The sequence below is a fragment of the Pyramidobacter piscolens W5455 genome (assembly GCF_000177335.1).
Lineage (GTDB): Bacteria > Synergistota > Synergistia > Synergistales > Dethiosulfovibrionaceae > Pyramidobacter > Pyramidobacter piscolens.
The window spans coordinates 75,887-101,906 of sequence record NZ_ADFP01000135.1 but is presented as its reverse complement, the minus strand read 5'-3'; the positions used below and the strand labels follow the sequence as shown (position 1 = coordinate 101,906).

At 56.9% G+C, this 26,020-nt stretch carries 20 protein-coding genes; 1 reads left to right on the top strand and 19 read right to left on the bottom strand.

The genetic code is table 11. From position 1 onward, the window contains the following. Positions 1 to 47: 47 nt before the first annotated feature. The 17 genes from HMPREF7215_RS11995 to glmU form a co-directional block, all read right to left on the bottom strand. Complete coding sequence (locus tag HMPREF7215_RS11995) at positions 48 to 854, bottom strand: pyruvate, water dikinase regulatory protein (protein WP_009166192.1); 807 nt, start codon at positions 852 to 854, stop codon at positions 48 to 50. 15 nt (positions 855 to 869) lie between these two features. Continuing rightward, positions 870 to 2,927, bottom strand: coding sequence for a glycine--tRNA ligase subunit beta (gene glyS / locus HMPREF7215_RS11990; RefSeq protein WP_009166191.1), 2,058 nt, complete (start codon positions 2,925 to 2,927; stop codon positions 870 to 872). 14 nt (positions 2,928 to 2,941) lie between these two features. Further along, entirely contained in the window at positions 2,942 to 3,814 is an 873-nt protein-coding gene (locus HMPREF7215_RS11985; protein ID WP_009166190.1) for a glycine--tRNA ligase subunit alpha, read from the bottom strand. Between the two features lie 24 nt (positions 3,815 to 3,838). Then, positions 3,839 to 4,582, bottom strand: a complete 744-nt coding sequence (gene recO / locus HMPREF7215_RS11980) for a DNA repair protein RecO (protein ID WP_009166189.1) — start codon at positions 4,580 to 4,582, stop codon at positions 3,839 to 3,841. After that, positions 4,537 to 5,448: a GTPase Era gene (gene era / locus HMPREF7215_RS11975; RefSeq protein WP_009166188.1), complete on the bottom strand. Its 912-nt coding sequence runs from the start codon at positions 5,446 to 5,448 to the stop codon at positions 4,537 to 4,539. Before era ends, recO begins: the two co-directional genes overlap by 46 nt. Before the next feature lie 6 nt (positions 5,449 to 5,454). Next, positions 5,455 to 6,720, bottom strand: a complete 1,266-nt coding sequence (locus HMPREF7215_RS11970) for a hemolysin family protein (protein ID WP_009166187.1) — start codon at positions 6,718 to 6,720, stop codon at positions 5,455 to 5,457. A gap of 3 nt (positions 6,721 to 6,723) precedes the next feature. Continuing rightward, positions 6,724 to 8,016 (bottom strand): hemolysin family protein, encoded by a 1,293-nt coding sequence (locus HMPREF7215_RS11965; RefSeq protein WP_009166186.1) that lies wholly within the window; start codon positions 8,014 to 8,016, stop codon positions 6,724 to 6,726. After that, the gene (ybeY, locus tag HMPREF7215_RS12620; protein ID WP_050768926.1) at positions 8,013 to 8,606 is read right to left on the bottom strand and encodes an rRNA maturation RNase YbeY; all 594 of its coding nucleotides are present in this window, start codon (positions 8,604 to 8,606) and stop codon (positions 8,013 to 8,015) included. Before ybeY ends, HMPREF7215_RS11965 begins: the two co-directional genes overlap by 4 nt. Next, positions 8,542 to 10,296 carry an HDIG domain-containing metalloprotein gene (locus HMPREF7215_RS11955; protein ID WP_374044424.1) on the bottom strand — a complete coding sequence of 585 codons (1,755 nt, stop codon included), beginning with the start codon at positions 10,294 to 10,296 and terminating at the stop codon, positions 8,542 to 8,544. The genes ybeY and HMPREF7215_RS11955 overlap by 65 nt, the downstream gene beginning before the upstream one ends. Before the next feature lie 371 nt (positions 10,297 to 10,667). After that, entirely contained in the window at positions 10,668 to 11,624 is a 957-nt protein-coding gene (locus HMPREF7215_RS11950; RefSeq protein WP_009166183.1) for a PhoH family protein, read from the bottom strand. A 150-nt stretch (positions 11,625 to 11,774) separates the two neighbouring features. Next, positions 11,775 to 13,286, bottom strand: a complete 1,512-nt coding sequence (locus HMPREF7215_RS11945) for a pyruvate carboxylase subunit B (RefSeq protein ID WP_009166182.1) — start codon at positions 13,284 to 13,286, stop codon at positions 11,775 to 11,777. A 72-nt stretch (positions 13,287 to 13,358) separates the two neighbouring features. After that, on the bottom strand, positions 13,359 to 14,171 hold the full coding sequence (gene mazG, locus HMPREF7215_RS11940) for a nucleoside triphosphate pyrophosphohydrolase (protein ID WP_009166181.1): 813 nt from the start codon (positions 14,169 to 14,171) through the stop codon (positions 13,359 to 13,361). 27 nt (positions 14,172 to 14,198) lie between these two features. Then, the gene (locus HMPREF7215_RS11935; protein ID WP_232205563.1) at positions 14,199 to 17,141 is read right to left on the bottom strand and encodes a DEAD/DEAH box helicase; all 2,943 of its coding nucleotides are present in this window, start codon (positions 17,139 to 17,141) and stop codon (positions 14,199 to 14,201) included. Between the two features lie 178 nt (positions 17,142 to 17,319). Continuing rightward, positions 17,320 to 17,913, bottom strand: coding sequence for an aminoacyl-tRNA hydrolase (pth, locus tag HMPREF7215_RS11930; protein WP_009166179.1), 594 nt, complete (start codon positions 17,911 to 17,913; stop codon positions 17,320 to 17,322). A 4-nt stretch (positions 17,914 to 17,917) separates the two neighbouring features. Then, positions 17,918 to 18,223 (bottom strand): 50S ribosomal protein L25, encoded by a 306-nt coding sequence (locus HMPREF7215_RS11925; RefSeq protein ID WP_009166178.1) that lies wholly within the window; start codon positions 18,221 to 18,223, stop codon positions 17,918 to 17,920. Positions 18,224 to 18,272: 49 nt separating this feature from the next. Beyond that, positions 18,273 to 19,244, bottom strand: coding sequence for a ribose-phosphate diphosphokinase (locus tag HMPREF7215_RS11920; RefSeq protein ID WP_009166177.1), 972 nt, complete (start codon positions 19,242 to 19,244; stop codon positions 18,273 to 18,275). A gap of 3 nt (positions 19,245 to 19,247) precedes the next feature. After that, on the bottom strand, positions 19,248 to 20,642 hold the full coding sequence (glmU, locus tag HMPREF7215_RS11915) for a bifunctional UDP-N-acetylglucosamine diphosphorylase/glucosamine-1-phosphate N-acetyltransferase GlmU (RefSeq protein WP_009166176.1): 1,395 nt from the start codon (positions 20,640 to 20,642) through the stop codon (positions 19,248 to 19,250). 147 nt (positions 20,643 to 20,789) lie between these two features. On the opposite strand from glmU, the gene HMPREF7215_RS11910 reads away from it, so the two are divergent. After that, on the top strand, positions 20,790 to 21,134 hold the full coding sequence (locus tag HMPREF7215_RS11910) for a hypothetical protein (RefSeq protein WP_156797556.1): 345 nt from the start codon (positions 20,790 to 20,792) through the stop codon (positions 21,132 to 21,134). Between the two features lie 41 nt (positions 21,135 to 21,175). On the opposite strand, the gene HMPREF7215_RS11905 is transcribed toward HMPREF7215_RS11910, so the two are convergent. Further along, positions 21,176 to 23,122, bottom strand: coding sequence for a S9 family peptidase (locus HMPREF7215_RS11905; protein WP_009166173.1), 1,947 nt, complete (start codon positions 23,120 to 23,122; stop codon positions 21,176 to 21,178). Positions 23,123 to 23,285: 163 nt separating this feature from the next. Then, on the bottom strand, positions 23,286 to 25,970 hold the full coding sequence (locus HMPREF7215_RS12615; protein ID WP_009166171.1) for an adenosylcobalamin-dependent ribonucleoside-diphosphate reductase: 2,685 nt from the start codon (positions 25,968 to 25,970) through the stop codon (positions 23,286 to 23,288). Positions 25,971 to 26,020 lie beyond the last annotated feature (50 nt).

Here is a 26,020-nt window from a genome sequence, read left to right as displayed (position 1 = left end):
GACGTCTGAACATCTCAGACGTCTGCTTTTTTGCGCTCTTCGAGAATTTACAGCATCTTCAAGTCTTCGAGGATATTGCGCGCCAGCTCTTCATAGGAATGATCCGTGCTGTCGTAAATGCGGCACCGAAGCTTTTCCATCAAAGAACGGGCGTCGTCCAGTTCCGCCCTGATCTTGCCGATATCGGCATATGCCGCTCGCTGCGGATCGAGCCCCATGGCGACGATCCGTTCGCAGCGGATCTCTCTTAAGCGCTCAGCCGAGATCAGGAGCCCGACCCTCTTTTCCACGTCCACATTCCAGATGCGGGAATCGGGAGCGATGCCGGGCAGCAAAGGAACGTTCGAGACGGCGTATCCTTTCAGAGCAAGCCAGATCGAGAGAGGCGTTTTTCCGGCACGAGACACGCCGAACAAAACGATGTCAGCGGCGGTCATCAGCTCGGGGGATTGTCCATCGTCGCAACGGAGCGTAAATTCGATGGCCTTGACGCGACGCAGGTAATCGCCGTCGACGCGGCGGTTCACTCCCGGACGCTGCATGGGCTGCCGTCCCGTGAGGCGACAGATCTCTTCGACCAGGGGCCCCATCATGGACACATAGCCCAAGTTGTACTTTTTCGTGTCGGCAACCAACGCCGCCAACACGTCGGCTTTGACCAAAGTGCTGACGATCAAGTGGCCGCCGCGCTGATAAAAATCGCCGGCGATCTCGTGGACTTGAGCGACTTCGCGAACCGACCGGTGGCGCTCGATCGTCACGTCGAGGCCGTCGAATTGGGCCAGCGCCGCGTGGAGCATGCTTTCGGCAGTCTCTCCTGTCGAATCGGAAACAATGGAAACGCGTAATGTCATAAAATGCCTTTCAGTCTATTTGACTTTGCTGAGATCTCCGACGCGCATAAAGAGATTTTGACAATGGGACAACAGCGCGAGACGATTGGCGCGAACGGCCGCGTCCTCGTCCATGACCATCACGTCGTCGAAGAAGGCCGAAACGGCCGGGGAAAGCTGAGCCAGGACATTCATCAGCCCGTTCCAGTCGTTTTTCCGCAGGGCGGCTTCCACGGGTTTCTCCGCCTCGTTCACGGCCGCATAAAGGTCTTTTTCGGCAGCCTTGACGCAAAGCGAAGGATCCACGGAACTCGAGACTCCCTCCGCCTTCGCCAGGATATTCTTGACTCGTACCGCGGAATTGACCAGCTTCGTGAACCAGTCTTCCTGCTTCACCTCCGCGAACGCGCCCAGCAAATAAAGCGTTTGCAGGGGACGGGATCCTGTCACGGAGAGCGCCAGTTCGATCAGTTCGTGGCCGTATTCTTTTTCCTTGAGCTGGATGAGCGTGCGCTGCCTTATGAAATCCAGCAGCGAGCTCAAAGCTTCGCCGCCAACTTCGAGGTCCTGGGCGATGAAAGCGAGCAGCGCCTCCAGATCGAGGTCAAGGCGGAGTCCCCAGAGGATCTCGTTGATGCAGCGGATGGCGCGGCGAAGGCCGTAAGGGTCCTGCGACCTCGTCGGCTGGAACCCCAGCTTGTAGGCACCGACCATATTGAAGGCCCGTTCGGCAATCCCCACGACGGCGCCGATCACGTCGGAAGGAAGTTCGTTTCCTGCCGCGGTTGGCATGTACTGCTCGGCGATGGCCTTGGCAACCCGCGGATCCTCTCCGTTCTTCAGGGCGTATTCGCGGCCCATGATCCCCTGAAGTTCGGAAAATTCGCCGACCATGCCGGTGACAAGATCCGCTTTCGAGAGGTAGGCCGCGCGTTCGACCAACTTTACGTCGTCCTTGTTGCCGAGGAGGTCGCAAATCTTTCGGGAGATTTTGACCATTTCCATGGTCTTGTCGTAGACGGAACCCAGCTTCTCCTGGTAGATGACGTTTTTCAGGTCCTCGACCCGCGCCGAAAGAGGGCGTTTCAGATCTTCCTTCCAAAAGAAAGCGGCGTCTTCCAACCGGGCGCGCAGAACCCTTTCGTTCCCTTCCCGAACCAGCTCCATATTGGGAACCAGATTGTTGCTGACGCCGACAAAGCAGGGCATCAATTTGCCGCTGTGGTCGTGGACGGCAAAATATTTCTGGTTGTCTTTCATCGAGGTCGTCAGGACTTCTTCGGGGATCTCGAGATACTTGCGGTCGAAAGAGCCGTAAAAAGGCACGGGGTACTCGACGAGATAAAGATTTTCCTGAACCAGGGAGGGATCGAGTTCGACGGCGCCGTCAAGTTCTTTTTCGATGCCGGCAATGGCGGCGCGCATTTTCTCTTCGCGCTTTTTCTGGTCGACAATGACCCAGTTGTCGTACATGACGGTCAGATAGTCGTCGCTTGACTCGACCTCCACGGAAGGCGCTCCCATGAAACGATGTCCGCAGGTGGTCCGGCCGCTTTTCATGCCGTTCAGCTCAAACTCGACGACATCTGCTCCGATCAGACAGAGAAACCAGCGGATCGGGCGGGCGAAGCGAACGGTCGAATCGTACCAGTACATGTTTTTGGGAAAAACGATGCGGGAGATAATGCGCTTCATCATGTCCGGAAGCAAGGCGTCCGCGGCGCCGCCCTTGTGATTGATGACGGCGAACGCATAATCCACGCCGTTGACGTTGCGGCTTTCGAGCTGTTCGACGGCAAGGCCTTTGCTTCTGGCAAAACCTTCAGCCGCACGAGTCGGCGTTCCCGTGCCGTCAAAGGCGGATTTCCATGTCGGCCCTTTGTGCTCTTCGGAAAGATCCGCCTGACGTTCCGCAACGGAACGAACCAGCAGCACGAGGCGACGGGGAGTGCCCATCACCTCGATACGCCCATGCCCGAGACGCTGCGCGGCGAACTCCTCCTCGGCGTATTGGGCAATGTCACGCAAGGCGCTCGGCATAAAACGGGACGGTATCTCCTCCGTTCCAATCTCCAGAATCAGATCTCTTTCCATCGGTCCGTCCCCCTTTAAAATTTTTTCATGAGCGGATAGCCCATATCTTTCCGTTGCTGGGCATAGGCTGAGCAGCACTTCGACGCAATCGCGCGGATACGCGAAACATACCCCGTGCGCTGCGTGACGCTGATCGCGCCGCGGGCATCGAGGAGATTGAAAATCTGCGAGCACTTCAGCACGCAGTCCCAGGCGGGCAGAACCAAAGCCTGCTCGGCAAGACGCGAGCTTTCCTTCTCGTACAGAGAGAATATCTCCGCAAGCATGGCGACGTCGGCGACCTCGAAGTTATATATGGAGTTCTCGACTTCCCCCTGATGATGAACATCTCCATAGGTCACCTTGTCATTCCACTTCAAATCGTAAACGTTGTCGACTTTCTGAACGAACATGGCGATACGTTCAAGGCCGTACGTTATTTCTGCGGGCACCGCTTCCATATCGACGCCGCCGACCTGCTGAAAATAGGTGAACTGAGTCACTTCCATGCCGTCGAGCCAAACTTCCCAACCGAGTCCCCAGGCGCCGACCGCCGCAGATTCCCAATCGTCCTCGACAAAACGGATATCATGCTCGCGAGGGTCGATCCCCAGCGCGGCAAGGCTGTTGATGTAAAGCGCCTGGATATCTTCCGGCGCCGGCTTCATGATCACCTGGAACTGGTAATAATGCTGCAAACGGTTGGGATTGTCGCCATAACGCCCGTCCGCCGGACGGCGAGACGGCTGCACATAAGCAACTTTCCAGGGCTCGGGACCAATGACCCGAAGCGACGTAGCCGGATGCATCGTACCGGCCCCGACTTCGATGTCGTAGGGCTGCTGAACGATGCATCCCTGATCCGCCCAATAGCGTTGCAATCTCAGCATGATATCCTGAAAATTCATTCCGCACGCGACCTCCAATTCAAACTATCGATTATCATCAAGGTTTCTCACAAAGAATTGCTGAACATTTCGAGCCTGTTCCAACAATTTCGATGCGCCGTTCTCCGGTACAAAACTTTTCGAAAGAGCGTAGGCCGCAAACTCATCGATATCGACCGGGCTCTGGCCGGGGGCGCAGTCCGTGCAGACAAAAGTTCCCTCCCGCCAGACGGCGCGCCCGCCCAAAGGCTTTCCGCATGAGCCGCAAGAGCGCAGATCCGGCGCGATCCCCCAGCTGAGGAGCCAGCGCCATAAAAAACGCGCATCGAGCAGTTCCGGAGCGACGCCTTCGCTCAACGCCTTCAACGCCCAATAGAAAAGAGCCAACAAATCGTCATAGGGATAACCGGGAATCAAGTGCCGTTCAAGCATCTTCGCCCAGCGAACGGCCTGGATCACGGCCCGCGGATGGCGTCGCAGCGCCCAGAAGTCCTCGGTGACTTCAATTTCCTTCAGATACGTCTTTCTTTTTGACTGATAAAGCTGATAGTGTCCCCAGACGAAAGGCTCCAGGGCGCCGCCGAAACGCATCGAACCTTTCGACGCCCCGGGGACGTACACCCAATTCGTGCCGCCGCTCTTTAAAAACAACAACGCGGCGATGTCGCCTTCCATGTAGTTTCCGCGCCGCAGCACGACGCCCGTCCGTTTGATGAGACGCTGGGACGTTTCCTCTGGAAGGTTTATTCGTATCCCAGTCTTTTCAATTCCTTGTCCGAGTCTCTCCATCCTTTGTTAACCTTAACCCAAAGTTCAAGATACGTTTTATGTCCCGTCATCTCTTCCAACGCTTTCCGGGCGGCCGTGCCAATGCTCTTGATCTTTTCCCCTTTTCTGCCGAGAATGATGGCCCGTTGGCCTTCCCGTTCCACATAGACCGTGGCGCGGATGAACAGGTCCCTGCGCTCCGGGTATTCATCGGGCGATTTGAACTCTTCGATCTCCACGGCGACACTGTGCGGCACTTCCTCGTCGGTGCACGCGATGACCTTTTCGCGAATCAGTTCTTGCGCGATGAAACGCTCTGTCCTGTCCGTAATCATATCGTCCGGATAGAGCGGCGCCGCGACTGGGAGCAGACTCTCAAGGGTTTTGACAAGAACTTCGTCGTTGGTGCCGTCTTTTGCCGATACCGGAACGATGTCGCGCAGCTTCATTTTCTTCGTAAAACGGTCGATGAGAGGAAGTATTTTGCTTCTGGATCCGGGAAGATCCACCTTATTGACCGCCAACACGACAGGGATGCCGGGATAATCGCGAAGGACTTTCAGGATGCGGTCGTTTTCGCTCTGCTCGGGACGATCGTCGATCGTCACGACATAAAGGACGACATTCGCATCCTCAAGCCCCGAGACCGCCCGTTCGACCAGGCGTTCGCCAAGTTTGTTCAGAGGCGCGTGAATGCCGGGCGTATCGACAAAAAGGATTTGACTTGCCGCTCCATTGTAAAGCCCCAGAATGTTGTCGCGAGTCGTCTGGGGTTTCGCGGAAACGATCGACAGTTTGTACTTGAGGATCCTGTTGAGAAGCGACGATTTGCCCACATTGGGCCGGCCGATGACGGCGACGACTCCTGCACGAAAATCTGTCTGCACTTTGATCTATTCTCCTGCTTCCGACGAGTTCCTGCGGATCATAACGTCATTAATCCGATGGCCATCCATGCTGGCGATCTCGAAAAGCCATCCGTCCGATGCGAGCGTATCCCCTTCGTGGGGGAAATTGCCGAACCGATCCAGTAAAAATCCTCCCAACGTGTCGACGTCATCGCAGACGAAATGACTGTTCAGAACGTCATTGAGCTCTTCAAGGGGAATACTGGCTTTCGCCCTGTAAGTACCATCGGAGAGGGGTGTCACCGTTTGTTCTTCTTTGTCGTATTCGTCTTGAATTTCGCCGACGATCTCCTCCAGAAGATCCTCGAGAGTGATCAGCCCTGCCGTGCCGCCGTACTCGTCGACGACGACTGCCATGTGCATACGGACGTTTTGCATGATTCTGAAGAGCTTGGGCACGTACATCGTTTCGGGCACGAACAGCGGCGTCCTCATGAACTTGGTGACGGGAGCGTTCTTCTGCCCTTTCATCAAAGCGGTAAGCAAATCCTTGACGAGAACGATCCCTTCGATGCGATCCGGCGTGTCCGTAAAAACAGGGACTCGGGAATCCCCCATCTTTTCAATAAACTGGAGCGCGTCGTCCACCGTCCGTTCCGATTCGATCATGTGCATCCGAGTGCGGGGAATCATGATCTCGGAGACGCGGATCTCGTCGAAGGAAATGACGCCGTCAATCATCTGGCGTTCGGATTCTTCGATTGCGCCGGAGGCTTCGCCTATCTTCACGACTTGCCCTATTTCTTCTTTAGTGACGAAGGAATCTTTCAGGGAAAGATCCCAACCTGTCATGTAACCGGCTATTCTCGCAAATTGCTCCATTCCCCAGATCAACGGCGTCACGAGCCAGCTGAAAAAACGCACAAGCGGGAGGGCCACGATAAGCAGGCGTTCGCCCTTTGCCATCGCCACGCACTTGGGAATCACTTCGCCGAAAATGATGATCAAAATGCTCATCACGACGACGGCGAAAGCGACGCCGTGTTCGTGAATCAATGACGTCGCCAGCGCTGTGGCGGTAACGCTCGCCGCCACGTTGACAAGATTGTTGCCGACGAGAATCGCCGAAATCGCCTGATACCGGTCTTCATTGACCCAATCTACGAAGCGTTCCAGAAAGGGATATTCCTCGGCCAGCAATTTCATTCTCGTGCTGCTGGCGGCTGTCAGCGCCATCTCGGACGCGCTGAAAAAAGCCGAAAGGAACAGCAGAATAACTATCGCCGTACATAATTGAGGCAAAGCGTCCAAAGATCATTCCCCCTGCGCTTTGGTGTGACGTTCCTTCTGAACTTCATGTGCGGAGCGCGTAAAGATGACTTCATTCACGCGATGTTCTCCTACGTCGGTGACTTTTATCGTCCAGTCATCATCGCGGTAAATATCGCCTTTCTCGGGAAATCCCATGAACTTATCGAGAACATACCCGCCGACGGAATCGACGTCATTGCAGTCGAAGTCGTATCCCACGACGGCCCCGAGATCCTCGAGCGACTCCGTGCATTTCACCCGGTACGAGTTCTCGTTCAACTGCACGATAGGGGCCGATTCTTCATCGTATTCGTCACGTATGTCACCGACGATCTCTTCAAGCAGGTCTTCAAGAGTGACGATTCCCGCCGTGCCGCCGTATTCATCCACGACCACCGCAAAATGAACGTGCTTGCCGCGCATCATGCCGAACAGGTCGGCGACTTTCATCGTTTCCGGGACGAAGAGCGCCCGCCGCATAAAAGCGCTGAGAGGGGTATCCATCTTGCCGGCTCGCAGATAGGGAATCATATCTTTGAGGTAAACGACGCCGACGATGTCATCCGGCGTCTCGCGAAAAACGGGAATCCTCGAGTGTTCCCAGTTTTGCATAAGGGAAGCGACGCCGGCAATGGTCTCATTCACCTCCAGCGCGTCCATGGACACGCGAGGGACCATGATCTCCGAGACTCTGGTCTCGTCGAAGGCGATAACGCCGTCGATCATTCTTCGTTCCGAAGCTTCGATAGCTCCGGATTCTTCGCCGTTTTTGACGAGCTGCTCTATTTCATCCCGTGTGACGACCGCGCTTTCCAGCGTCATGTCGACGTGAAACAGATCGCTGAAAAAGGCCACTATTTTCTCAAGAATCCAAATAAGAGGCCTAAAGACAACGGAAACCGCGCGCAAGCCGGGCAAGACGACATTGAAATTTCTTTCACCGAGGGCCATGCCGATGCATTTGGGCAGGAAATCGGCAAAAAGGACCATGAGGACCGTCATGATGACCGTAGCCCAGAAAACGCCTTTTTCACCCCAGACGTTCGTCGTCAGGACCGTCGCGAATGAACTGGCAGCGACGGAAAAGAGATTATGCGCTACCAAGATGGCGATGATGACTTTTTGTCTTTCGGCAAGTTCCCAATCGACCAGAGGAGCCATTTTGGGGTTGTCTTCGCCAAATGTCTGGGCCTTGGCAGCGCTCACCGAAGAAATCGCCGCCTCGCCCACGCTCAGATAGCCGCTCAACATCACGAGAAGCGCAATGGTCAAAATGAGGACGACAAAAGACGTCATTTTCTCTCGTGCGCCGCGTTACCGGCAACCGGGCCGGAAAGCCCCTTCAGAAAAAGGTCTCTGAAATGTTCCTGCACGCTCCACATTCTCTCTTGTTTCTCCGGCGTGTCATGATCCCACGCCAGAAGGTGCAAGATGCCGTGAAAAACAACGAGCGCCAGTTCCGATTCTTCCGATACGCGACGTTCCACGGCATTCTTTCTGATGACCGCAGGACACACCACAATATCGCCGAGGAGGAGAGGCGGCAGCTGAGCGTCGGGGACAAATCTGCCTTCTTTTTCAAAAAGGGGAAAACTCAACACATCCGTTGGGGCGTGGGTCTGGCGGTATTCACTGTTCACTTCGGCCATCCGCGTCTCATCTAGGAACTGCAGGGAGATCTGCACTCCCCCATGCGCGCGCCATACCGGCCAATGTACGTCATACAAGTCTGCCGCCAGCCTTTCGAAAGTGGCAATATTCGTTTTTGCCAACGTCAGCAAGGGATCCTGTTCGATGTCACTGGCGATGAGAATGCGGGCTTCAGGATTCTTCCGCCGCCGCTGTTTTAGCTTGAACCGCGACAATGTTCGGGGAGCCATGCGCATCGTGAGTCTCCTTTCCTTGCTCTTTGGGCAACGATTTCAGCGGTTTGATGTCGCGCGTATGATACATTGAGCGCAACGTACTGACCAGCGCCGCTTTGATATCCGAGAGGTCTTTCAGAGTAAAGGGGACTTCGTCCAGCTGACCGGTGCTTATCTTGGACTGCACCACGTTGTCGACAAGACGAGTGAGATCGAGAATACCCTTGATATTGGCGCTCTCCGCCCGAGCCGCGGCTTCCGTCGAATCGGCGATCATCAGAACTCCGGTTTCCTTGCTTCGCGGCCTCGGACCGGGATAGCAGAATTGACTCTCGTCCGCTTTCAGCCCCGCCTGGAGCGCTTTCCGATAAAAATACGTCAGGCAGGTAGTGCCATGATGTTCCGCGATAAACGCTTTTATCTGCGACGGCAGACGATATTCGTCGGCAAGTTCCAACCCGTCTTTGACATGCGATAGGATCACAAGCGCGGACAAAGCGGGCGACATTTCATCATGGGCGTTTATTCCCGAAATTTGGTTCTCGATAAACGATTGCGGCCGTTTCAGCTTTCCAATGTCATGAAAACATGCTCCCGCCCGAAGCAGCATCGGATTCAGACCGATTTTCTCGGCCGCCGCCTCGGCCAGATTCCCCACCATTTGGCTGTGATGGTAAGTGCCGGGAGCCTCGACCTGCATTCTCTTCAGTAGCGGATGGGAAGGCTGCGTCAGCTCTACGAGCTGCAAAGGAGAAACGATATCGAAGAGTATCTCCAGCAGCGGCAGCAAGACGATCACCATAAAGCTCAACAGCAAGCATGCCGTAAACATAACAGCCGCCTGACGAAGGCTCATCAGATTGGTCAGCCCCCACTGGAGCACCGAGGCAACCCCAAGCATCGCGATGCCGAGAACGAACACATGGATCCAGACGGCGGAGCGCGAATAATTTCTTTTGAAAAGAGAGATCCCCAAGATGGCTCCGGCGCATCCCGAAATTGCATTAATGGCAAACGCGGTGACATCGTATCCCGAAGTGATGATCGAGGCGCTCAACGTCACGACGACAGCGCAATTCAGCGCGCCGATGTCAGGAAGCGTAAGGTAGATCATGGCAATCACGGGAAAAACGCCGACGCCGTTGACGCCCCAATAGATCACGCCGATCTGAAAAAGCCAACCCAACAACAAGAGAAAGAACGAATAAGTCCAGTCTCCATGATATGTCGTGCTTATGAAAACGTGCGTCATGGTCTTGCGGATCCACAGAACGCTTATGCAGGCCACGATGACGGCGAAAACAAGGGATGTCATCGGGAAGCGCCCCTCGGGATACCCTTGGAGTTTCAAGAGCCTCGCAAGCTGCGGCGTCACGATTTCCCCTTTGTTGACGATGCGGTCGCCGGCATAAAATATGTGTTTGGTCTGCTCGATATCGGAGGCCGCCAGTGATTTTATGCGCTCCGTCAGGTCAGGATCGACTTTTTGATCGCCTTCGGACAGGCCGACGAGAATCTGATAAATGATGTTTGCGGAAGAGGGGTTCGTCTCCACCAGGCCGATACGCTGCCACATGAACTCATCTTTTTCGTCCGCAGACAAATTCATGTTGCGCTGAAGGTCGTCATGGATCGAACGGACGGTAGCGACAATTTGCTCCCTTGTGTCCAGAGACGCAGCATCCAAGAGCTCACGGAGTTCCTTGGGCAAAATTTTGTCGTCGAGCGGCCGGTTCAAGAGGATTTCGCATTCATCGTCAAAACCGACTTCGCTTTTCATATGTCCTTTGACGACGACCCCGACGATTCCGTCGGCAACTTCCGCGCGCAATTTTTCCGTCGCTTCGGTGTCGTCGTAGTTCATGTCGCGGACGGCGTAATACGTCCGCTGAGCGGTCGCGCCGGAAATAAAGTAAGAGTCGGAATCAACCGTGTACCATCGCACCTGTACGACGACCATAGCCACAAAAGCTGCAATCGCGTAAGGCAGAAGCTTCGCAATGTACTTGAAGGAATTCTGGAAGAGTTTCCTCCATTGAGTCCGATCCAGCTGGTCACTATTCATCGTCTGTTTCCTCGCAGTTATTTCTTTTGTGATGCCTCATACTGATCATAGGCAGCAACAATTTTTTGGACAATCTCGTGCCGCACCACGTCTTCATTTTGCAGGTGAATAAAAGAAATCCCTTCGATGCCCTTGAGGATACCCTGGACGAGTCTCAGTCCCGACTGCTTGCCGTTGGGGAGGTCAACCTGAGTGAGATCGCCGGTAATGACCGCTTTGGAACCAAAACCGATGCGAGTCAGAAACATCTTCATTTGTTCAGGCGTTGTATTTTGAGCCTCGTCGAGGATGACAAAGCTGTCGTTGAGAGTCCGCCCCCGCATGTAAGCAAGAGGGGCGATTTCAATGATCCCTTTGTCAGCATAACGGGCAAATTTTTCGGGGGAGAGAAGTTCAAAAAAAGCGTCGTATAACGGACGGAGGTAAGGTTCCACCTTTTCGCGAAGATCGCCGGGCAAAAAGCCCAGACTTTCGCCGGCTTCGACTGCCGGCCGCACGAGGATGACGCGGCTCACGCTTCCGTTTTTAAGCTGATTTACGGCCTGGCAGACCGCAAGATACGTTTTTCCCGTTCCTGCCGGGCCAATGCCGAAAATCACCGTGTTTCTCTCCATCGCCTTTACATATTCAAGCTGCCGGACGGTACGCGGCCTGACAGGCTTGCCCCGGTAAGTGATGCACAGCAGTTCCGAATAGAGCGAAGCGACGTCGACGTGGCCGTTCTTGCGGAGAGTCTCGAGCACATAACGAAAATCCTGCGGGCGAAACTGATGGCCATCTTGCGCCGCATCGCGTATCTGCAACAAAAGGGCGTGGGCCTGACGTACGTCTTTTTCTTCATCCCCGGCGACGGTGATCAATTCTCCCCGCCTGAGGACGCGGACATTCTGCTTTGACTCGAGAAATTCGAGGTTTTCATCGCCCTGTCCGCAGATTCTCATCAACAGCGCGGGGTCAGGACATTCCAGCTGCATTGTATAGACTCCGTCTATGGTAATACCTCCCCCACTTCCACGTGAAAGTTTCATACGACAAACACAGTATGGAGGGACGGAAAAGCCGCCCCTCCTTTTTTATAGAGCCTTTCCGATTTCCGAATACAAATACCGCGAGCTCCTCGGCTCTTACACGGGATACGCGGAACCATCCACACACTCGTTCAGGCCGATATCGGTCATCGTTTCGCGGGCGTACTTCTTCACCAGGAAGTCCTTGGCAACCGCCGGGAAAAGCACATAGGACAGCACGTCCTCGGGCTGAGTGATCCACGATTCAATTTCTTTTTGGGCTTTTTCCAGCTCCGGCTCGATAAGATCGGCAGGACGGCAGGTAATCGGCTTATCCCCGCCAAGAACTTTTTTCTGAATTTCCGGGTCCATCGGCGCGGGCGTCTGACCATACATTCCCTTGAAGATATTATACACTTCCTTGGGAATGATTTTCCACCGTTCTCCGGAAAGCACGTTAAGCGTCGCCTGCGTGCCGACAATCTGGCTGCTCGGCGTCACCAGAGGCGGATACCCCATGGCCGCGCGGACATAAGGGACTTCCTCCAGGACTTTGGGCAGTTTATCCTGCTGCCCGGCTTCTTTCAGCTGATTCACGAGATTCGAATACATGCCACCGGGAATCTGCGCGAGCAGAATATCCGTATTCGCGCCCTGGACCTTCACGAAAATCTTGTCGTACTTGGCGCGTATCTTCTTGAAATGATTGGAAATCGGCGTCATCCGGCGGATATCGAGCCCCGTGTCCCACTGGCTGCCGGCAAGGGCGGCCACAAAGGTCTCGGTGCACGGCTGGCTGGTCCCCATCGAGAAGGGAGACAGGGCACAGTCGATGACGTCGGCGCCGGCTTCGATCGCGGCGTAATAAGCCAACCCTGCGAGCCCGCACGTATAATGCGAATGCACCTGGATCGGCAGCGCCGTCGCCTGCTTGATGCCATGAACCAGTTCCTTGGCAGCCGTTGGCGTCAACAAGCCGGCCATGTCCTTGATGCAAATCGAATCGGCGCCAAGATCTTTCATCTGCGAAGCCAATTTCACAAAGGCCTCTACCGTATGCACCGGAGAAGTCGTATAGGCAATGCAGAGCTGAAGATGCGCTCCTTCCTTCTTTGTCTGGGCAGCCGTCACTTCGACGTTGCGGAGGTCGTTCAGCGCGTCGAAAATCCTGATGATGTCAATGCCGTTGCTAACGGCCCGTTTCACGAACTCTTTGGCGGTATCGTCAGCGTAATGACGATATCCCACGAGATTCTGCCCTCTCAAAAGCATTTGCAGCTTGGTCTTCTTAAAATATTTCTTCAGGGTGCGCAGTCTTTCCCAGGGATCTTCGTCGAGGAAACGCATGCAAGCGTCAAAGGTCGCTCCCCCCCAAACTTCTACGGAGCGATAGCCGATCTCGTCCATCTGATCCAGTACCGGGAGCATGTCATCGAGGGACATGCGCGTGGCCATCAGCGACTGATGAGCGTCGCGGAGCACTGTTTCAGTGATCTCCACCCTGCGCGTTTCGAAAATTTCACGGGGGCTTTCCTGCGCGGCAGGCTCTTCAGTCGGCGGCATTTTCTCTCGGACGTCCGCTTTTTCGTCCTCAACGGCGGCTGAAGAACGTGCTTTCTTTGAAACCATGTAAATTCCCTCCTACAGATATATTTCAATTTTTGTTTTCGTTCGAGAATAATTGCCAATGCGATTACTATATCACAAGGACGCTTTCTTCGCTTGATTCCATAAATATATTAAATCGTTCAATGAAAGGTCATTCCATTTTTTGCCGTCCTGCTCAATTTGCGTTTCAATATAACGGAACCGACGCTCAAATTTTGCGTTTGTCCGCGACAGAGCCAAGTCCGGATCAATGCCGCAGCGCCGTGAAAGGTTCACGACCGCGAACAGGAGATCGCCGATTTCTCCGGTAAGCTCCTGCTTTTTATCCGCGTCGAGAACTTCGCAGACTTCGACGAGCTCTTCCTTGATCTTCTCCACAACCGGCGTCTGTTCTCCTTGAGGCCAATCGAATCCTACGCCGGCGGCTTTCTCTTGAATCCTGCAAGCCTTCGTCAAAGCGGGCAGACGGCGCGGCACTCCCGTCAAAACGGAAACGTCCCGTGTCTGGGCCGCCTGGCGCTCCTGACGTTTTATTTCCTCCCAGCTGGTCGGAGCGCCCTCGTGCGCCTCGGCTGGCGGCGGGCCAAAAATGTGGGGATGACGGCGGATGAGCTTCTCGGTGATGACCCTCGGGATGTCGTCGATGGAAAAATCGCCTTTTTCTTCTGCGATGGTGCCGATAAAAATCACCTGAAGCAGCAAATCCCCGCATTCTTCAAGAACGTGTTTCATGTTCCTCTCGGTCTCGCGGCGTTCAATAGCGTCTACCAACTCGTAGGCTTCTTCGATAATATGCGGACGGAGAGACTCGTAATCCTGTTTGCGATCCCAGGGACAGCCGTCTGGAGAGCGCAGTTTTTTCATGGTCTCTATGAGTTCGGAGAAACGACCGGGCTCCTTGTCCATTTTCCTTGCCTCCTCAAACAGGAAATGTCACGGCCGGGGAACGGCCTTTTTCATCAATTCCCCGGCGGCGGCATGCAGTCCGTTGACGCCGCCAGCGCCGAGGCGCGCGCCGTTTTTCACGATCCAGCGCGGAGGCGAAAAAATATCCTCTCCCAAAGGTCCCTCAAGAGCGACAAACGCCTCCGAGACCCGAAGCCTCTCTATCCCGAGAGCCCCGCCTTCGCCGCGGACCAGAGCCGCGTCAAGCAGCCCCTGAACTTGCTCGGGCAAAGGACCGTAGCGATCAAGAAGTTCCGCCTGCATTTCCTCGTATTCCTGAGCGCTCAAGGGCGATAACAAGCGTCTGTACAACCCGATGCGCAGATCCGTCTGCGGTACATAATCCACAGGAATCACCAGCGGCATGGCCAAATCGACCAGCGCGGGCTTTATTTCGATCCCTCGCAACTGGTCGACGCGTTCCTTCAATTTTTTCAGATAAAGAGTGTAACCAATGCGTTCCTTGAAGCCATGCTGTTCCGTTCCGAGAATCTCGCCCGCCCCGCGGATCTCGAGATCGCGCTGCGCCAGTTGATAGCCGCCATTCTGCGAGCCGACGGCGCCCAAAGCCTCGAGGCGTTCGCGGGTCTGGCCGCCGCTTTCTTCGGATTCATAAAAAAACAGAGCGTAAGCATTCTCGCTGCGCCGCCCGATGCGGCCGCGTATCTGATGCATCTGCGCCAGGCCAAGGCGCCTGACGTCGTCGACGATCAGCGTGTTGGCCCGCGGCACGTCGAGCCCGCTTTCGATGATCGTCGTGCACACCAGGATTTCAATTTTGCCGTCATAGAATTCGTTCATCGTCTTCTCAAGCTCGCGCTCTCCCATTTGCCCGTGAGCGACGGCCGTGCGGTGTCCGGGGAAACGGTTGGCAAGACGCGCCGCGATCTGTTCTATGTCGTCGATGCGATTATGCAGATAGTATACCTGTCCGCCTCGCATGAGCTCGCGGAGAACCGCGTCATGCGCCAGACTGGGATCCCATCGGGAGGTCACGGTAAAGACTTCGCCGCGCCCTCGCGGCGAAGTGGCGATCACGGAAATGTCCCGGATGCCGCGCATCGCCATGGAGAGGCTTCTGGGAATCGGCGTCGCCGAAAGAGAAAGCACGTCCAGCCCGGGGTGCGCCACTTTCAGCCGCTCTTTATGTTTGACGCCAAAACGGTGTTCTTCGTCGATTATCAGCAGTCCCAAGTCTTTGAATCGAATGTCGTCCTGAAAAAGGCGATGGGTGCCGATCAGGATATCGACACGGCCGTTTGCCGTTTCGTCGAGAATTTCCTTCTGCTTTTTCTTGGGGATCATCCGCGAAAGCAGCTCGACACGAATCGGAAGTTCGCCGACTCTGGCGACGCAGGTGCGATAATGCTGGAGGGCCAAAACCGTTGTCGGCGCAATAATCGCCGCTTGCGCGCCATTTTCGACAGTCTTGACCGCCGCGCGCAGCACAACCTCTGTTTTGCCGTAACCGACGTCTCCGACAATGAGACGATCCATGGGCCAGCGGCGTTCCATGTCGTGCTTGACGTCGCGGATCGCCCGAAGCTGATCGACGGTTTCTTTGTAGGGAAAGCTTTCCTCAAAGCGTTTCAGCAGGTCGCCGTCGCGTCCAAAAGCGCGCCCGTCGGCCAGTTCGCGCTGGGCGTAGAGATTCAGGAGCCCCTGCGCTTCCGCTTCGATTTGCGCTTCCGCCTTTTTCCATGCCGAACGCCAGCGCTTCGACTTGAGGCTGTCGAGCTCGGGAACGCCGTTACCGTTCCACGGGGTGAGGCGGAAAAGTTCAGCGGTGGGGATAATCAGTCTTTCGTTGTCGGCGAACCGCAGAACGATGGTTTCGTAATCCTGCCCGCCAAAATTTTCGACCGATGTCCCCTCAAGCTGGCAGACGCCATATTTTTCGTGGATGACCCACTGGTCCTTCTTCAAGCTCGCCTCGAGGTCCAGAGGCATGCCGCGATTGATCTCTTCCTCGGCAACTTCGTTGATGCCGAAAAGCTCCGCGTCGGAAATCCAGATCTCGTTCCGGTCCTTCACCACGACGCCGCCGCTTAAACTGCTGCCCCGCTGAAAAGAAACCTGCTCAGGAAATGAACTTCCGGTCAGGTTGCGGCTGGCGATATGGATCTTGAATCCTGCGCGCAGATGGCTGTCGACATACGCGCGGGCCGCTCTCAGATCGCCCCGAAAATAAGGAACGGCGCCGAAATCAAGGGTGTCCTGGTGGACGCCCTCCCCGGGAGCCGATACTCTTAAGCGCGGCAAACGCCCCGTGTCCAGCAGAAACCTTTCGAACGCGTCGGGCGCAAGCCGCTGTTTTTCTTCGACAAGCGCGTTATAAAGCTCGCAAAAAGCCGCAAAGCTGTCCTCGAGTCGGCGAGGTTGGACCAGCAGCGTTCCATAATTGCCCCAGCTCCTTTCGCGCTGTTCGTCTTCGCTGTGATTGACGCTGCGCACAATGAAATGCGGCAGATTTTGAAAACTCCTCTGCGAACGGGGCTGAAAAAAACGGATCGATTCCACGTCCTCGTCAAAAAACTCGACGCGCAGAGGCGCCTTTTCAGAGGGATCGAAAAAATCGACGAGAGCGCCGCGAACCGCAAATTCGCCGGGCTGCCACACCAACTCCGCGCGCCGATAGCCGTTTTCGGCAAGCCAGGACGTGAGCGTGTCTCGTCCCAAGCGTTTGCCGGCCGCCAAAGTCAATCCCGTTTTGCCGAAGCGAAACGGCGTGACCAACGCTCCCGGGGTGGCCACCAACATCCCGCTCTTTGCATTGAGCCATCCTGAAAGCGTATGGCCGCGCCGCAGAAAAGAATCCCCGCTCCGCAGCTTCTCGCTGTCCAAAGGGGGCTCTTCGAGCAGGCGGCTTTCTCCGACCTCCAGCACTTTCAAATCAGAATCCAGAGCCAGCGCCTCCTGCCGCGTCGGCACAAGGACAAGAATCTTTTCACATCCGCGCAAAGCGCACGCCAGCCCGGCGCCTTCCAGAGGAATGCCGACCGACGCGCCGCGCGCCCAGAGCCGAGAATCGACGTCACTTAAGCGAGAAGTCAGAGTTCTTCACCTCCCGTTCGCTTATGGCGATCATAAACAAAAAACGGCGAAAGCGTCATGCTTCGCCGTTTACAGAACGTACATCACAACTGTTCACGCGGTTCATAAGTTTTTCTGCGTTGGACGAACACCACTCCAGACAAAAAGCTGAAGCTTTTTCAATTGACCTGTCAACGACGCGGCGATCGTCAGCGGAAAAATGTCCGGTCACCCAGGCGGCCATATCGTAGTGCGGCGGGCAGGGATCGACGCCGACACGCAGACGCGGAAAATCCGCGCTGCCAAGATGGGCGATGACGGATTTCAACCCGTTATGCCCCCCGGCGGAGCCTTTCGAACGGATCCTCATACGCCCCAACGGCAGGTTGATATCGTCCACGACCACGAGGATATCCCTCGGCTCGATCTTGTAGAAACGGGCGATTTCCCCCACGGCTATGCCGCTGTTGTTCATGTACGTATAAGGCTTGAGAAACACGACCCGTTCGCCGCCGATATTCAACGGCCCCCAACAGGCGCCGCCGAATTTTGTCGACGGCTCGCCGGCCTGCAGACGATTCGCAAGACAGTCGATCACTTCCCAGCCGACGTTATGCCGCGTTAAAGCGTAATCCGTACCGGGATTGCCAAGACCTGCAATGAGACGCAAGTGCTTATTCGTTCGCGCAGTAAAAGTCGATGTGCAACAGCCGGTCCGTGGCGTAATTCTTCGTGGCGGACTTGATCACGCAGTTTTTCACTTCCCCGTTGGGAAGTTTCGCGGCGAAGACGGTCTTCTTCACATCGTCCGACATCAGGTAGGGCAGCATCGTTTTTGTCTCCACCTTAACGGAGTACGTCTGCTCGAGGGCCGGTCCATAGACGACGGCGGGAAGAAAGCCTTCCTTGCGCAAACGCCCACAGTACGCCGAACCCGAACCCTCGCGATTCTCAAGAACAATCTGAACTGCTTCCGACATAATACAAAGAGCCTCCTCAAAAAAATTATTTACAATGGCGGGTCCGAAATCACTCAAAAAGATCGCTCACGGACCCATCAGTGTGAATCCTTCGAATAGCCTCGGCAAAAACCGGGGCCATGGACACTTGCACTATTTTATCCAATTTTCTTTCCGCTGGCAATGGGATCGTGTCGGTCACAACGACTTTTGTGACGGCCTCGTCGCTTAAGCGGTCGATGGCGGGGCCGGAGAGCAGGCCATGGGTCGCCGAGCAGTAGACCTCCTTGGCGCCCAGGCTTTCCAACGCTTTGGCCGCGTTGACGATCGTGCCGGCCGTATCGATCATATCGTCGATGATAATGCACGTTTTATCGGCCACGTCGGTGCCGATGATTTCCATGACCTCGCAAATATTGGCCATGTCGTGACGGCGGCGCTTATCGACGATGGAAATCTCCGCTCTGAGGAGGGTCGCAAGTTTCCGGGCGCGGACGACCCCGCCGGCGTCGGGCGACACGACGACGAATTGACTGGTGTCTTGATCGCCGATCACATGCTCTTTGAACCAGCCGGCCAGAAGCGGCACGCCCAAGAGGTGATCCACGGGAATGTCAAAAAAACCCTGGATCTGTCGCGCGTGCAGGTCTGCCGTAACGACGCGGTCCGTGCCGGCATGCTCAATCATATTCGCGACCAGTTTGGCCGAGATCGGCTCTCGCCCCTTGGCCTGGCGATCCTGACGGGCATAACCGAAATAGGGCATGACAAGGTTGATTCTTCCCGCGGAGGCTCTCTTCAGCGCGTCGACCATGATCAGCAGTTCCATCAAGTTGTCGTTGACGGGCTTGCACGTCGGCTGGATCACATACACGTCTGCGCCGCGGACGCTCTCTTCGATGCGGAAGCCCACCTCTCCGTCGGCGAAGTTGTAATGGGTAACGTTCGCCAGCCTGATCCCCAGTTCCTGGCTCACTTTCTCCGCGAACTCGGGATGGGCGGTACCGGAAATAACCATGATCTGCCTCTCGCTCGACATCATCTTTCAAGCCTCCATATTTTTTTCGTGCTCAACCTTTTTTCTTTGTGCCCATCCCTCGCGCACGACCTGACGGTTTCTCGCCACGGCGAGCGCGCCCGCGGGGACGTCCCGAGTGATGACCGACCCTGCGCCGACCACGGCGCCGTCGCCGATGTTCACAGGGGCGACGAACATCGTGTCGCTGCCGATGAAACAGCGGGCCCCGATCCGCGTTTTGTTTTTATTGACGCCGTCGTAGTTGCATGTGACGGATGCCGCTCCGATATTTGTTTCCGCGCCGATCACGGCGTCCCCCATATAGCTCAGGTGAGGAACTTTCGTCCCTTCGCCGATCTCGCTGTTTTTGATCTCGACGAATTTTCCGGCAAAAGAATCCCTCAGAAGATGCGTGCCGTCCCGCAAGAAACAGAAGGGCCCCATTTTCACGTTTTCTTCCGCGACGATATCCTCGGCGACCACATAGCCGAGACACTGCACGTTGTCCTTCAATACGCAACGACGGAGGATCGTTCCCGAACCGAGGCGGCAGCCCGCGCCGATCTCGCTGCATCCCCAGATCTGGACGTTCGGGGAAAGGAACGCTTCACCGTGGAACACAACCCGCGGCGAGACCCATACCGTGCCCGGGTCAACGCATTTTACCCCTTTGAGCATCCACTCCGCGAGCAGGCGGTCCCGCATTTTCAGCGAAAGCGCGGCGAGCTCGAGCGGATTGTTCACGCCGGCAAGATTGTCGGCGCCGAGTTTCACCGGAACGACGTTCAGGCCGCGACGGCAGGCCCAGGAAACGAGATCGACAATGTAATATTCTCTTTGGCTGTTGCTTTGCGTCAAGCCGGAAAGCCCCTCGAGAAGCATGGGAACATCGAACAGGTAGACGCCGGCGTTTATTTCGGATATGCGCAGCTGCTCAGGCGACGCGTCCTTTGCCTCCACGATGCGGACGCCGCCTCCGCTCCTGACGACGCGGCCGTAGGAAGCCGGTTCGGCCAGGTCGCAGGTCATAAACGCCGCGTCCGCCGCGGCCGCCTGGTCAAGAAAAGCGCCGATCTCTTGTTCGGTGATCATCGGCATGTCACCGTTCACGACCAAAACGCGGTCACGCTCTCTGATCCAATCGGCAGCGCTCATGACCGCATGTCCGGTGCCAAGCTGCTCTTTTTGCCAGATCACTTTGGCGTCGGGGGCATTCTGCGCGAGCCAGGCCCCGACATGTTCCCCTCCGTGTCCGACCACAACGGCGATGTCGTCGATGCCGGCGGCTCGCAGCGCTCGTAAAACGTAGTAAAGCATCGGCTCTTCGAGGAGAGGTTGCATCACCTTGGGAACCGCGCTCTGCATTCTCGTTCCCTTGCCGGCAGCCAATATCAACGCGCTGCATTTCTCCGGCCGCGTCATTTTATCATCCTTTCAGAAAATCGTCGGATGGTGCGCCCGACAACTTTCTCGTTTCATATTTTCATGGTAAGATTTGGAAAAGAGCAAAAGAACGAGTCTATACTATCATGGTCTCGAAGCCTGTCAAGGCAAAGAATGTAGAAAATCATGGAGGCATCTGCGCATGAATATTTCAGCGGCCAAATCATATGCGATGATCGTTCTCTTCGTCATGCTGATCGTTTTTTCGATTCTCGGTTTCACGGCCATGAAACCGCAAAGTACGCAGAAAAACATCGACGCGTTTTGGATTTCAGTGATCGCGTTTCTGTTGTTGCTTGCCGCCTACATTTTCTTTTTCGTCTCTCCGCTGCTCTCGATCGCGCCTCTTTTCCCGGTTTACATCTTCACAAAATTGTTCTTGGCGACGCGAAAGCCCTCCAAGAAATGACGATTCTCCCGTTTCGCGCGCGTCACGCGGAACGGGAGAATCGTTTTAATGCTGATTCTTGACAGGAAACGACAACGGGCGACTTCGATCAATCCGGCGCGTCCTATTTTTTCAGGAAACGGTCCATCCAGCCGGTGATCTCGCGCAGACGGGCCAGACGGCTGCGGGGCTTGCCCGATCGGCTCAACTCGTGATTCTCGCCGAGGAAATAACACAGCCGCGTCTCCACGCCGAGGACCTGCAAGGCCGTGTAAAACTGGAACGCCTGCTCGTCCGGACAGCGGCGATCCTCCGCGGAATGGATGAACAGCGTCGGCGTCTTCACGTTCCCCACGTACTTGAGCGGCGAGGCGTTCCACGCGCCCTCCGGATCGGTCAGCGGGCCGCTGCCGCCCTGCTGGTCGGTGCCGAAATACCAGCCGATGTCGCTGACGCCGTCGAAGGAGATCCAGTTGCAGATGCCGCGCTGCGAGGCCGCGCACTTGAAGCGGCCGCTGTGCGAGATCATCCAGTTGGTCATGTAACCGCCGTACGATCCGCCGGTCACTCCCAGGCGCTCCGCGTCGATAAAGTCGAAATGCGCGACCGCCCAGTCGAGCATGGCGTTGAAGTCCTGATAGTCCTTGACGCCGTAGAAGCCGCGGATGTCCGCGAACTCGTTGCCGCGCCCGTCGCCGCCGCGCGGATTGCAGAAGATCACCGCGTAGCCGAGCGCCGCCCAGCACTGGGCCTCGTGGAGATACAGCGCGCCGTACGTCGCCTTGGGGCCGCCGTGGATGTCGAAGATCGTCGGATATTTTTTGCCCGGTTCGGCGCCCACCGGTTTCATGTACCAGCAGTCGATCGTCAGCCCCTCGCCGTTGTCCACCGTATAGTGTTCGGGCTGCGAAAGCTCGAACTGCGCCATGAAAGAATCGTTGTGATGCGTCAGTTGCGCTTCTTCGCCCGCTCCGGCGGCGTACAGTTCCTGCAGCTGCAGGCCGCGGAATCCTACGACGACCACTCGCCCGCCGCGCGCGTCGAAACAATCGGCCGAAAGCAGACCCGGCGTCAGGCTGCGGTCGTGTCCGTTCAGGTCGTTGAAGTGGATCTGACTGCTCGTCCCCTGCGTGGAAATGTAATACAGGCCGTCGCCGTCGATCAGGCCGTACTGCGTTTCCACGCCGTAACGGCAGTCGCCGACCATGCTGTTGTGGAAGCTGGTGTCGAGATCCGGCGTCAGACAGGTCAGTTTTTTGTCCTTCAGCTCGAAGACCAGGGCGTTCTCGTTCATGCCGTAGCGTTTCATGTCGCTGGCGACGACGATGACGCGCCCGCCGCTCCAGCCCGCCGTCTTGAAACTGTACTCGAGCCCTTCGCTGAGGCAGTCCATCGCGCCGCTTTCGAGGTCGAGCCGCCAGACGTGACTGCACAGCGGTTTGACCTTCTCGTACTCTTCGGCCACCAGCAGCGCCGCGCCGCCGCCGGGCGACAGCGTGCAGTCGAGCACGTCCATGCGGTCGGGCGTCAGGCGCCTGAGCTCGCCGGACTGAGGATTCCACAGCGCCAGCGCGGTGCGGCGCTGGCCGGTAAAGTTCTTGCCGTTCTGCCAGAACGGGATCTGCGTGTAAACCTTGTACTGCGCGTTCTCGGGATTCGGTTCTTCCGGCGTGTAAACGGCGCTGAGCAGAATTTTGCCGTCCGGCAGCGGCCACAGGTCGTTCACGGGCAGCGGCACGACGCCCAGGCGGCGGGCTTCGCCGCCGCCGAGTTCCAGCCGGTAGAGCGCCGTCGCGTCCTTCTCCAGCGAGGCGTCGCGCTTCGACGTGAAAACCAGCGCTTTGCCGTCCGGCGTCCAGCGCGCAGTTTTGTCGGCGTTGGCGAAGGTGACCTGACGGCTGCGCCCCGCGCCGCAGTCGTACAGCCACAGGTTGGTGTCGTAGCCGTCCTTTTCGAGGTCGGCCTGGGCGACCTGATAGACCGCCAGCGAGCCGTCCGGCGAAAGCCGCGGGCACGAAAGGAACTTGAAATGAAGCAGATCGTCGAACTGTACCGTTTTCTTTTCCGTCATCGAAAGGCCTCCACTCAAAAAAATCGTTTCAAAAAACAAAGCGCCGCCGAGTCTCTTTCGAGCCTTCGACGGCGCTTTTCTTAAAAATGGAACTCAAAAGAGTTTTTCCATCGAATCATAGCACAGTTTTACAGATTCGACAGAAAAAGCTCATTGTGTTCTTTTATTTGCAGGGGGAATAGCCGCAGCTGAAACAATACGCGCAGCCGGCCACCATTTCCATCGGCGCGCCGCATTCGGGACAGATCAGCTCGCTGCGCGGCTCGCCCGCGCCTTTCGCCGCCGCGCCGCTCCGTTGTTCGATCAGTTTCTGCAGCAGCAGCGCCACGGCGTCGGGGATCGAGCGCACCATTTCATCGTCGTCGCAGTCGAACATCCAGTATTCCTTGCCGGATATGCCGCGCAGCGTGCCGATAAAATCCTCCAAATGGCAGCCCGAGCGCAGGCCGATGGAGATCACTCGCGAGATCGCTTCGGTCATGGCTTTCAGCTCCGAGCCGCTCTTGCCCAGCGAGGCGAACACTTCGAACGGCTCGTTGCCGTCGTAGTTCAGCGTCACCCAGAGACTGCCCCAGGGCGTGCGGTCCTTGATCGTCTTGCCGAAGACGATCGGCGTGGAGCGCTGCTTCACCTTGCTGCTGTAAGGAACGTGTTCGTGCTCCTCGGCGGCGCGTTCCAGCCCCGCCGGCTGTGACGACTCCTCGGCGCTCGGTTTTTCCTCAGCTTCGGCCCGCGTCACCGTGGCCGGCGCTTCGCTCTTGGATTCGCTTTCCTTCTTCGTCTCGATGGGCTGGTTGTCGCGCGAGCCGTCGCGGTAGATCGTGATACCCTTGCAGCCCATGTCGTAGCAAGTCTCGTACACCTTGCGCACGTCGTCCACGGTGGCCGACGAAGACAGGTTGACGGTCTTGCTGATGCCGCTGTCCACGTAGCGCGCGAAGATGCCTGTCACGTCCACGTGCTGCTCCGGTGAAATGTCGTACGCCGTCACGTAGCGCGGATCGGAAATGACGCCCGAACCGCGCAGCTCGTCCGCTTCCTTTTGCGTGATCAGCGGGTGGAAGTACTCGCGCACTTCCCAGCCGTCGCCGTCGGACTTCATCACCTTGCGGCTCCAGCGCCAGGCAAAGTTCGGCTCAATGCCCGCCGAGCTGTCGAAGATCATCGAGATCGAGCCGGTCGGCGCGATGGAAAGGCGTCGGCTGTTGCGCAGCTTTCCTTCCAGCAGCGCCGTCATCAGACGCTTCAGCTCGGGCAGCGCCTCGTCGCCGAGCACGTCCGGCAAAATTTCCAGCGTGTTCAGCAGCGTGTAGGGCACTTGACCGTGCGTCCGCATCCGGGCGATGAACTCGCGATAGGAATTCAAATCCATTTCGTCGATCCATTGGCGCGCGAAGAGCTCGCCGCCGTGGGCGCGGTGCTCTTCTTCGAACAGTCTCGCCACGGCGAAACTCTCGGAAAAAGGTTCTTTGCCCATGTGCGCGACCGCATCGACCGTCGCCATCAGCGCCGCGCCGGCCATGTGCGCGCCCAGCGAATCGCAGAAACTCTTGAACGATTCGGAGCCGTAGACGTCGCCGCTCAGAATCGCCGCGTCGGCCAGCCCCATCAACCCCAGCCCCACGGGACGGATGCGCTTGGTGCGCTCGCCGATGCGCTGCAGCGGGTAGCTGGTGGCGTCGATGACGAGGTCGAGATAGTAGATGGACCGGTACACCTGATCCATGAAACCTTCCATGTCGAAGCTTTGGCGTCCCGTCTCGTCGGGACGGACAAATTTGACCAAATTGACGGAGCCGAGATTGCAGCTCGTGTACGTCGGCAGCGGCTGCTCGCCGCAGGGGTTGGTTGATTCGATGTCGAAATCCCCCGACAGCTTGAGCAGATTGTCGTCGTTGGCGCGGTCGATGAAGAAAACGCCGGGATCGCCGCGACGCCAGGCGTTCTGGCACAGTTTGTTCCAAAGTTCGTCGCCGGAGACCGTGCGCACGACCTTGCCGTTGGCGCGGGAACGAAGCGCGAAGGGGCGCTTCTCGCGCGCGGCGCCGACCAGCTCGTCGGAAACGCAGACGGAAATGTTGAAGTACGACAGCTTGCCCTCCTCCGTCTTGGCGTCCATGAACTGTTCGATGTCGGGATGGTCGTCGGGGAGCATCCCCATCAGCGCGGCGCGGCGGCGGCCGCCCTGCACCACGACGCAGCCCATGGTGTTCCACGTCTCCATGAACGAGACGGGACCGGACGCCTTGCCGCCGGTGCCGCCCTTGATATCGGCGCCGCGTTCGCGCAGACGGCCGAAGTTACCGCCCACGCCGCCGCCGTACTTGCTGATCACGGCGGCGGCGCGCACCGAGTCGAAGATGCCCTCGATGCTGTCGGGAATGTCGATCACGAAACACGCGAAGAGCTGCTGGTTGTCCGTCTTGCCGTCGTAAAGGCGGCGGTAGTCCGCCAGCTCCATCTCGTCGGGCGAGCGGTAGATCAGCTCCGCCAGTTCCGGCACGCGAGTCATGCCCGCGCCGGAAGCGAAAAGGCAGGGCGAGTTGAAGATGAAGCGTCCCTCCACGAGATCGGCAAAAAGATTTTTTTCCAGCCGGCGGATCCATTCGATCTCGTCGGCCCCGCGGTACAGGCTCTCGGCCGTGCAAACGATGCGCGAGACGCGGCGCGCGAATTCCTCGAAACTGCGCTCCTTGCGCAGCCCGCCCGTCTCCGGGTCGTAACGGTCGGCGAAATAGCGCTGCTCCAGAAGCCAGCGCGCGTTCTCCGACTGGCGCGGCACCAGAGGATTTTCAAGCAACCCCATATCCAGCGAATCCCGAAAGCGCTCCTTCATCGATTTATACATGGACAGGTCTCCCGTTCTGTGGAATTTTTAAAAGTGAATTCTCTGTGCGG

Coding starts and splice junctions, on each gene's coding strand:
- mazG (WP_009166181.1), bottom strand. CDS start 14,171: ATGGACAAGGAGCCCGGTCGTTTCTCCGAACTCATAGAGACCATGAAA.
- glyS (WP_009166191.1), bottom strand. CDS start 2,927: ATGGAAAGAGATCTGATTCTGGAGATTGGAACGGAGGAGATACCGTCC.
- glmU (WP_009166176.1), bottom strand. CDS start 20,642: ATGACGCGGCCGGAGAAATGCAGCGCGTTGATATTGGCTGCCGGCAAG.
- HMPREF7215_RS11995 (WP_009166192.1), bottom strand. CDS start 854: ATGACATTACGCGTTTCCATTGTTTCCGATTCGACAGGAGAGACTGCC.
- HMPREF7215_RS12615 (WP_009166171.1), bottom strand. CDS start 25,970: ATGTATAAATCGATGAAGGAGCGCTTTCGGGATTCGCTGGATATGGGG.
- recO (WP_009166189.1), bottom strand. CDS start 4,582: ATGGAGAGACTCGGACAAGGAATTGAAAAGACTGGGATACGAATAAAC.
- HMPREF7215_RS11965 (WP_009166186.1), bottom strand. CDS start 8,016: ATGACGTCTTTTGTCGTCCTCATTTTGACCATTGCGCTTCTCGTGATG.
- HMPREF7215_RS11945 (WP_009166182.1), bottom strand. CDS start 13,286: ATGGTTTCAAAGAAAGCACGTTCTTCAGCCGCCGTTGAGGACGAAAAA.
- HMPREF7215_RS11950 (WP_009166183.1), bottom strand. CDS start 11,624: ATGCAGCTGGAATGTCCTGACCCCGCGCTGTTGATGAGAATCTGCGGA.
- HMPREF7215_RS11920 (WP_009166177.1), bottom strand. CDS start 19,244: ATGATGTCGAGCGAGAGGCAGATCATGGTTATTTCCGGTACCGCCCAT.
- HMPREF7215_RS11985 (WP_009166190.1), bottom strand. CDS start 3,814: ATGAATTTTCAGGATATCATGCTGAGATTGCAACGCTATTGGGCGGAT.
- ybeY (WP_050768926.1), bottom strand. CDS start 8,606: ATGCGCATGGCTCCCCGAACATTGTCGCGGTTCAAGCTAAAACAGCGG.
- HMPREF7215_RS11905 (WP_009166173.1), bottom strand. CDS start 23,122: ATGACGGAAAAGAAAACGGTACAGTTCGACGATCTGCTTCATTTCAAG.
- HMPREF7215_RS11910 (WP_156797556.1), top strand. CDS start 20,790: ATGGAGGCATCTGCGCATGAATATTTCAGCGGCCAAATCATATGCGAT.
- HMPREF7215_RS11925 (WP_009166178.1), bottom strand. CDS start 18,223: ATGTCGGAAGCAGTTCAGATTGTTCTTGAGAATCGCGAGGGTTCGGGT.